We start from the raw sequence: 7,450 nt of genomic DNA, 5'->3' as shown, positions 1-7,450 counted from the left end.
ATCCAACGTGTGCAGGTTGAACGCGCTGAACGGCGCTTCGGTCGGGTGATGCTATGAAAAAATCCCTCATTCTCATAATGCTTCTGGGCGCAGCTTCCGCAGTGGATTTCACATCCATATCCGCGGCCCCTAACACCACCTCCGCGTACATAACCTGGCAGACCGACGCGAACTGCACGGCCCAAATCGTTTACGGCGAAAATTCAACATACGGGAGAACAGCAACCAATTACACCGCTTCATACTCGCACGGAGTGAAACTCACCAACCTGAAGAGCAGCACCCTCTACCATTACATGCTCAAGTGCAAAAACAGCTCAGGATCTACAGAAGGCTCTTTGGACTACACGTTCAAGACACTGGACTCCCTCCCAGAGCTTTACATCTCCAACATTTCCCTGAGCCCCACCAACCTGACAGTTGACAAAAACGTCACTGTGAAGGTGGTGGTAAGGAATTCGGGGCAGGCAAAAGCCTCAAACGCAAGCCTGGACATTTTCTGCGCAGGCTCCTCTCAGCCCCAGAAGAAAATAATTTCCTCAATCAGCGCCTCAGGATCAAGCACATCCACCTTCGTATGCCCTCCGCCGGGAGCTCCTGGCAACTACACCATAAGCGCGGTTGTGGATTCTGAAAACAGCATACGCGAGCAGAATGAAAGCAACAACAACGCGTTCGCGCGTATCTACTACAATTCCCAGCTCAGGCCGGATCTCCTCATCACCCAGAGCGACATAACATACGTCCTCAGGGAATCCAGCGGGAAAATGCAGGCCGACCTGAAAATATACGTGGGCAACGCGGGCGCAGCCAAGGCATCCAGCGTGAAAGTGAAAATCGCTTACGGAACCAACACCACATACAAAACAATCTCTTCCATATCCCCGGGCTCGAAAGGATACATAACGTACTCAATCCCGCTGCCCAAGGACTTCGATGTTGAAGTTTCCGCAGATCCTTTCAACACCATGATAGAAAGCGACGAGAACAACAACGAGGCAAGGCAGACGATTTCCCTGAGTGCTTCAGTTCCGGACCTGGCAATATCCCCGGGCAATCTCACCTATGCCCCCTCATCGCCGAAAACAGGGGATTCCCTCATCCTTGCCGCAAAGATTTACAACTCAGGCCCGACCACGGTGCGCAACATAAAAGTGCGGTTCCTGAATGTGAAAAACTCCCATTTCTATTCCGAAAGCAAGGAAGAGACCGAGGAGCACGAACTTCCGCCTTCCAAAGATCCGCTTTCCAGCGCGATACTGGAAGGCATGCTGGGCAAAAAGAGGGAAGTTACGGTTGAAGGGGACGTGCTCGGCGAAATCAGGCTAAACATTTCTCCGAATTCCGCCCAGCAGGCGAAGCTCACCGTGAAGGTTCCGCAAAATATCCGGAGCTTCCCGGTGGCAGTGATAATAGACCCTGAAAACTCCATCGCCGAGCAGTCCAAAAACAACAACATCGCATTCAAGGACATAGCCATAAACGCAATCTATCCGGACCTTTCCATAAACGCCTCGTCCGTCTATTTCGCCCCGTCCGGCCCCACAACCGGGGAAAAGGTGAAAGTGTATGCGAAAATACGGAACCAGGGGGCCCTCCTCGCGGAAAACATCTCAGTGAAATTCTATATTTCCGCGGACGGCGCGCCCTATGCTCCAATCGGCCAGGCGCTCATAAAGAAGCTCTCATCGAAGGGAAGCGAGCAGGTTTCCCTGGACTGGACGGTCCCATCTGGGACCAAGAACGCCAAATTCCTCGTGGAAGTGAATTCCCAGAAATCCATAATTGAAAGCAACCACTCCAACAACGAAGCCGAGAAAAGCCTTGAAATCATGCTCCCTGATTTGGAAATTTCAGGCGCAGACATCTGGATTTTGGGCGCAGTGCGCGTTGGGAGCAACGTGACCTTAAAGGCCAATGTGAGCAACATTGGGAAAGCGAAAGCATCGAACGCTGAAATCACGTTCTATTACCTCTCCCCCTCCGGCGCCGAAACCGAAATAGGCTCCAAGACAGTTTCTTCCATTTCCGCCGGCGCCAAATCCACCCAGAGCCTGGTCTGGAAGGTGCCTTCCGGAATAGCCGCCAATCCCATAGTTATGGCGAGAGCCAACCCCTCCAAATCAATATACGAATTTGATTTTGGAAACAACGCGGGCACGCTCGCGCTCAACGCCCAGCTTCCGGACCTAGCGATTTCCATCACTCCAGAAACGCAGACCGTGGCCATTCCCTCGGCTCCAGCATACCGCTCTGTGGCCCGTTTCACCGCAGCCGTGCGCAACATAGGCACAGCGCCAGCCCATAACTTCCTAGTGCGCATATTGAAAGACGGCTCGATTGTTGGCGAGCAATCCATCTCTTCCCTGGCCGCGGGCGCCAATTCAAGCGTGAGCCATTACGTTGCGCTCAACTCATCCTATTCCCCAGGGGATTACACTCTTTCCGCAGTGGTGGACCCGCTTTCCAGCGTTACTGAAATCACGCGTTCCAACAATGATGCCGAAACCTCCGTTGACCTCGTTCCCAACCAGCCTCCGCTCGCGGCAATAAATGCAAGCACCCTCAATCCGATGAAGCTCGAGTGGGTCACTTTAGACTGCTACGGTTCCAGCGATCCGGATTACCCTAATAGAGCATATTACAGCTGCACGTGGGATTTCGGAGACGGGAGCGAATCCGAATCCGGCCGCGAAGTTTACCATCAATACTCGTCACCAGGAATCTATCCAATCACATTAACCGTTCTGGACAATATGGGCGCATCCGACACCACAACCGTGAACCTGGTGGTCAAGCCCAACTCGCCCCCGGTTGCAGATGCAGGAGACCCCGTAACCGCTTACAGGAGCGAAGAGTCGTGGTTCAGCCCGTTCCTTTCCTACGATGTTGACGGCGGAATCCAGTCCGTTTCGTGGAATTTCGGGGACGGAACCGCTGAAACCACGGGTTTCGAATCTGCGTCCCACACCTATGCGAACACCGGAACATACACGCTCACTCTGACGGTCAGCGACGACAGCGGCGCAACCTCCACCGACAGCACGACCGTGTACGTGGTGAACGCCCCGCCCACCATCACCAAGACAGGCAGCGACGTTTACGTGAGCCACACCTACATCTCCCCGATTCCAGGCGACCCGCGCGCAGTTGTCGCGTACGGAGTTTACAAAGTGGATTACGAGATAAAATACACGTCCAATGACAACGTGATACGGAGCGTTGAATACACCATCTCATCCGGGCCCGCGATAATAGATTCGGTAACCGACGCAAGCGAGGAGAGCCTGTTCATACCCCTTACTGCGACTTATTCGCGCGGAAGGACCGCGCTCAGCGTGACTAATGCAAAAATAACCAGCGGAGGCGTGGTTTTGTGGGAGCAGGGCACCGGCCCGCACATAAGCGGCGGCGAGCTCCAGGCCACGGTTTCCCAATCTGGCCTGGAAACCGACCCGATAGACTGGAGCAGGAACAACTATTTCGTCATATACAGCGACGTAGAGTTCCCCGGGCAGATGTGCGCCGCAGAGCAGTTCAACTGCCAGCAGCAGGCCGCGCTCTGGAACTTCGGCTAAATTTCTTCCTGATTGCACTGGTTCCCGGGTTTCCCCTACGCGCACCCGCCAAAGAGCATTGCCGCAAAAGCCAGAATCAGGAAAATGCCCGACACATGCTATTCGCACTCTGCGAGCTTCTTCTTCACCTTCGCGATTTCTTCGTGGATTTCCCTGTTCCTCATGAGCGGGTCGAACTTGGCTTTCGCCTCCAGCTCCTCCAGCCGCTTCTTCAGATTCGTTTTCTGCCTTGAAAGGTCCTTTTTGCTCTTTCCCATTTCATCATCCCGTTTAATCTGTTCTAGCAATATCCGCGTAAGCTTTAAGCACCCGCTCCCTCACCTGAATATTCAGCAAGGCCGGAATCAGCACGTCCAGCCCGCTCTCCCTGATATAGTAAGCCGGGCCAAGCCCTGCGAATCCTGCGCCAACTACGGCAACATCCGCCTTCATGCTCCCATCCTTCGCGTCGTTTCTTTTCGTATTGAAAAACATACCGGCTATTTTTCGCCCCCGTCGGGATTTTCAGCACTCACTTTTGAACCCGAATCTCAGCCTCCGGAGGGCCGTATCTTATCCAGGTTGGAATACGGGGGCGCAATTGGCTTTCTGCAGAACTATTTTAAAAACCACAGAAAAATCAATCGAATATGAAAACCTCCTCTATTTTAGCGCCCAGGACCTTCGCCACCCGGTAGGCAAGCTCGAGGGACGGATTGTACTTCCCCTGCTCGAGGAAAACTATGGTCTCGCGCCTCACCCCTGTCTTTTTCGCGAGCTCCTCCTGGGTCAAGTCCTTCCTCGCCCTCATTTCCTTCATCCGCGTCCTCATCAGGCATCGCCCCTGCTGGACAGCCACCACTTGGCGAGCGTGTACGTCGCTACCATGAAGAAGAACATGAGCGACAGCGCGCTCTCGAGCTCCACCTTGGCCAGCTTGAGGTAATTCACCCAGAGCAATATCGCTATCAGCACGTAAGTCAGCCACCAAGAGTACGCCATCGCCGCGTTGTGTACCTTCTTGGTGCGCTCGTCCTGAAGCACTCCATCCTCTTTCCTCTGCAAGTACCGGAGCGTGAAGACCGCAGCCATGGCAGCGACCACCGCGCCCGCCACGGTTGCCACGCTTTTGTCCAGATTCGGAAGCGCAAGCACGAGCGCAACGTTCGCTATCGCAGTAGCGACCACCGCCGCAGCAAGCACTATTATTATTTTTTTCAGATTCCCAACCATTTTCATCCCCCTATGTTATTCGCTTCTAACATATTGTTGTATATATCTAACATAAAGTTATTTAAATCTATCATAATGATTTTAAATGCAGGAGGAAACAAAACTGCATGGAATTCAAAACACTCTGCGGAATTATAGCTGTTCTCTCTATTGCGGAAGCGCTCCTGATTCTTGCCGGTTTTGCAGAACCCCTCTCCACCTATTCCCCGATTAACGTAGTGTTTTCCCTGCTCGGATTGCTCATTGTCTTCTACTTCGCCTGGGCCTCCCGGGAAGCATTAATCGAAACTGCGAAGAAGTCCGGAATCGCAGGTGCCCTCTCCACAATAGTTTTCATACTCGCGAGCTTCCTGAGCAAGGCGACCGGGCATCCGGTTTTCGGCATCTCTACCGGCTCGGACCTCACGCTCTGGATTCTTTTCCTGGTTAACATCCTGGTGAACGCGGCCATTTTCGCGGTTGTCGGCTCAGTAAGCCATCTGCTTTCAGGCAAAATGAGGAAGAAAAACTAATCTAATCCTGTGGAATGCGCGCCAGCGCACAGCAGCAAAGCCCGTAAATCCGCAAAAAAAAGCCAAGGTTTATCTATTTTAGGGCGTAGTGCTGTACGGTGCTCGTATGCCAAAGGAACTTGTGGGCAGCGTGGCGCACTATTTCGGCAAGGCCGGAGTCGCGGCGCTCAGGATGAGCGGCACATTGAGGGTGGGAGACAGGATTTCCGTGGAGCACAGCGACAGCAGTGTAGTCCTTGAGGAAATCGTGCAGTCCATGGAGGTCAACCACGCGAAGGTGGAATCCGCCGGAGCCGGAGACGATGTCGCGATAAAGCTGGGCGGAAAAGTGCACGAGGGCAACCTCGTTTACCGGATAGTGCCCTAACCACGCTTGGATGAATTGTTCATCCGGTTTGCTTAGTTGTTTTCCTTTATCTGCAAAATTAGTTTTCGCCCCGGAGATCTGAGTCTTCGATAAATCGAAGACTTCTCTCCGATGCTCAAAACTGAAGCCGCGAAGCAATAAAGAATAGAGCGCCCCGGAGAAGATTCGAACTTCTGGCCTACTGATTAACAGTCAGTCGCTCTACCAACTGAGCTACCGGGGCTTGAGCGAAGCGAAAGCCTCGGGCATTCTTCGACGCGTCGAAGAATCCAACCGGGGCAGACGCAACAAAAACCATAAAGCATGATTTCACATAGTCTGACGAGATTAATTATTCTGTTAATAAATATTTAAAAATCAGCCTACAGAGCACGCTGTCCATCCGCAGGCAGGGCACTGCTTGCACCCTTCCTGGTATATCAGCTTCGAATCGCAGGCGGGGCATATCCCCTTCTTGATTTTCTCCTCGTCCGCATCCATCTATTTCATCCTCTCGGGCATCAGTTTCAGCCCGCTCAGGAAGGAGAACCATTCCCCCTCGCCCCCGAGCTTCTCCAGTATCTCATTCGCTTTCCTGAGCACCGCCTTGTTTCCCTTGGTGCCCTGGGAATTCCACACTATGAAAAGCAGTTCGGTTATGCCGACTTTCTTGTATTTCTTCTTCTTGCTCCATTTCTCCGTGAATTCCTTCGCCTCCCTGGTCTTCACGAATTTGGCGAAATCGGTCACTATCTCCTCGACTGGCTTCTCCTCTTCTCTGCTTTCGAATTTTAAGCCAAATATCATATCCGGTCCCTCTATTTTCTTTTTCCACTCACCTATATAAACTTTATCCCAAAAATCCGGAGCTTGCGACGTTGTGTTTTTGGGATTCATCGCCGCATTTGCCTGAATGGCGAATGCACGTCGTCGAAGCGTCGACAACGATCGAACGGTCATTCGGCGATGTTCATCGCTTGTACCCGATTTTCCTGAGCAGCTCGTGCCTCCATTCCCTGTCCTCCTCCTTCTCCACGCCCAGAGGAACCTGCCCGTCTATCACTCCGAGCACGCCGCGCCCGTCCTTCTCCTCAGCAATAATTACCTTTATGGGATTCGCCGAAGCCGCGAATATATTAACAACCTCAGCAACCTGTTTCACCCTGTTCAGCACGTTCACTGGATACCCGTCTCTGAGGAATATGATGAATGAGTGCCCGCACCCGATTTTGAGCGCCTCCTTCTCCGCGTGCAAAATCAATTCCTTATCGTTCCCGTCGCTCCGCACCAGCCTTTTTCCGGAAGCCTCGCAGAAGGCGAACCCGAATTTCAGCGAAGGCGAGCTTTCGGCAAGCGCCTCGTACAAATCCTCAACCGTTTTTATGAAGTGCGCCTGCCCGAAAATAACGTTCGCATTTGAAGGAATTTCAACCTCCACAATCTTCAGTTCCATGAAAACACCTACAGGCCCAGCGCTTCTATTATCTTGCTCGTCTTGAATTTCTCAGGGAGTATGCGCTTCTTCAGCTTCACAACCTCGATTCCCGGAGTTTCCAGTTCCTTCTGGTCGTATCCGTAAATTATCACATCCGGCTTAACCCTCCCCGCGGTTTCCATGTAATCCCTGCCGCCCAAAAGCGCGACGTCCACGGGCTTGAGGAAATCCACCATCGCGGCCCTGTACTCCTGGGGGTGCACGAGCTTCTTCTTATTCTTGAGCACCAGCTCATCGCGCGCAACCACGACCACCAGGACATCGCACAGTTTCCTGGCCTCGTTAAGCGCGAAAAGGTGCCCTGCAT

11 protein-coding genes and 2 tRNA genes are annotated in these 7,450 nt (G+C 52.8%); 3 read left to right on the top strand and 10 right to left on the bottom strand.

Features of this window, described 5'->3' with window-relative positions:
* Positions 1-53 precede the first annotated feature (53 nt).
* On the top strand, positions 54-3,578 hold the full coding sequence (locus WC488_03825; protein ID MFA5077527.1) for a CARDB domain-containing protein: 3,525 nt from the start codon (positions 54-56) through the stop codon (positions 3,576-3,578).
* Between the two features lie 98 nt (positions 3,579-3,676).
* Here the strand turns inward: WC488_03825 and WC488_03820 are convergent, their stop codons facing one another.
* From WC488_03820 to WC488_03800, 5 genes are all read right to left on the bottom strand, one after another.
* Positions 3,677-3,835 (bottom strand): hypothetical protein, encoded by a 159-nt coding sequence (locus WC488_03820; GenBank protein ID MFA5077526.1) that lies wholly within the window; start codon positions 3,833-3,835, stop codon positions 3,677-3,679.
* Between the two features lie 13 nt (positions 3,836-3,848).
* The gene (locus tag WC488_03815) at positions 3,849-4,052 is read right to left on the bottom strand and encodes a hypothetical protein (GenBank protein MFA5077525.1); all 204 of its coding nucleotides are present in this window, start codon (positions 4,050-4,052) and stop codon (positions 3,849-3,851) included.
* A gap of 13 nt (positions 4,053-4,065) precedes the next feature.
* Positions 4,066-4,154, bottom strand: a tRNA-Arg gene (locus WC488_03810).
* A gap of 43 nt (positions 4,155-4,197) precedes the next feature.
* The gene (locus WC488_03805; GenBank protein MFA5077524.1) at positions 4,198-4,389 is read right to left on the bottom strand and encodes a helix-turn-helix transcriptional regulator; all 192 of its coding nucleotides are present in this window, start codon (positions 4,387-4,389) and stop codon (positions 4,198-4,200) included.
* On the bottom strand, positions 4,389-4,790 hold the full coding sequence (locus WC488_03800; GenBank protein ID MFA5077523.1) for a DUF2178 domain-containing protein: 402 nt from the start codon (positions 4,788-4,790) through the stop codon (positions 4,389-4,391). Before WC488_03800 ends, WC488_03805 begins: the two co-directional genes overlap by 1 nt.
* A gap of 107 nt (positions 4,791-4,897) precedes the next feature.
* Between WC488_03800 and WC488_03795 the strand changes: the two genes are divergently transcribed.
* Positions 4,898-5,302, top strand: coding sequence for a hypothetical protein (locus WC488_03795; protein ID MFA5077522.1), 405 nt, complete (start codon positions 4,898-4,900; stop codon positions 5,300-5,302).
* Positions 5,303-5,408: 106 nt separating this feature from the next.
* On the top strand, positions 5,409-5,669 hold the full coding sequence (locus tag WC488_03790; GenBank protein MFA5077521.1) for a translation elongation factor-like protein: 261 nt from the start codon (positions 5,409-5,411) through the stop codon (positions 5,667-5,669).
* Between the two features lie 150 nt (positions 5,670-5,819).
* Here WC488_03790 and WC488_03785 read toward each other — a convergent pair.
* From WC488_03785 to WC488_03765, 5 genes are all read right to left on the bottom strand, one after another.
* Positions 5,820-5,892: transfer RNA gene (locus WC488_03785), tRNA-Asn, on the bottom strand.
* Between the two features lie 134 nt (positions 5,893-6,026).
* Entirely contained in the window at positions 6,027-6,149 is a 123-nt protein-coding gene (locus tag WC488_03780) for a hypothetical protein (GenBank protein MFA5077520.1), read from the bottom strand.
* Positions 6,150-6,455 (bottom strand): hypothetical protein, encoded by a 306-nt coding sequence (locus WC488_03775; protein ID MFA5077519.1) that lies wholly within the window; start codon positions 6,453-6,455, stop codon positions 6,150-6,152. It lies immediately after the preceding gene.
* Positions 6,456-6,618: 163 nt separating this feature from the next.
* The gene (locus WC488_03770; protein MFA5077518.1) at positions 6,619-7,101 is read right to left on the bottom strand and encodes an adenosine-specific kinase; all 483 of its coding nucleotides are present in this window, start codon (positions 7,099-7,101) and stop codon (positions 6,619-6,621) included.
* Between the two features lie 8 nt (positions 7,102-7,109).
* A partial coding sequence (locus tag WC488_03765) for an adenylyltransferase/cytidyltransferase family protein (protein ID MFA5077517.1) occupies positions 7,110-7,450 on the bottom strand: 341 nt, incomplete at its 5' end.

The organism is Candidatus Micrarchaeia archaeon (genome assembly GCA_041650355.1).
Lineage (GTDB): Archaea > Micrarchaeota > Micrarchaeia > Anstonellales > Bilamarchaeaceae > JAHJBR01.
Note: the sequence above shows the minus strand (reverse complement) of the source record. Positions and strands in the feature narration are given on the sequence as shown.

Coding starts and splice junctions, on each gene's coding strand:
- WC488_03800 (MFA5077523.1), bottom strand. CDS start 4,790: ATGGTTGGGAATCTGAAAAAAATAATAATAGTGCTTGCTGCGGCGGTG.
- WC488_03820 (MFA5077526.1), bottom strand. CDS start 3,835: ATGGGAAAGAGCAAAAAGGACCTTTCAAGGCAGAAAACGAATCTGAAG.
- WC488_03815 (MFA5077525.1), bottom strand. CDS start 4,052: ATGTTTTTCAATACGAAAAGAAACGACGCGAAGGATGGGAGCATGAAG.
- WC488_03790 (MFA5077521.1), top strand. CDS start 5,409: ATGCCAAAGGAACTTGTGGGCAGCGTGGCGCACTATTTCGGCAAGGCC.
- WC488_03775 (MFA5077519.1), bottom strand. CDS start 6,455: ATGATATTTGGCTTAAAATTCGAAAGCAGAGAAGAGGAGAAGCCAGTC.
- WC488_03825 (MFA5077527.1), top strand. CDS start 54: ATGAAAAAATCCCTCATTCTCATAATGCTTCTGGGCGCAGCTTCCGCA.
- WC488_03770 (MFA5077518.1), bottom strand. CDS start 7,101: ATGGAACTGAAGATTGTGGAGGTTGAAATTCCTTCAAATGCGAACGTT.
- WC488_03780 (MFA5077520.1), bottom strand. CDS start 6,149: ATGGATGCGGACGAGGAGAAAATCAAGAAGGGGATATGCCCCGCCTGC.
- WC488_03805 (MFA5077524.1), bottom strand. CDS start 4,389: ATGAGGACGCGGATGAAGGAAATGAGGGCGAGGAAGGACTTGACCCAG.
- WC488_03795 (MFA5077522.1), top strand. CDS start 4,898: ATGGAATTCAAAACACTCTGCGGAATTATAGCTGTTCTCTCTATTGCG.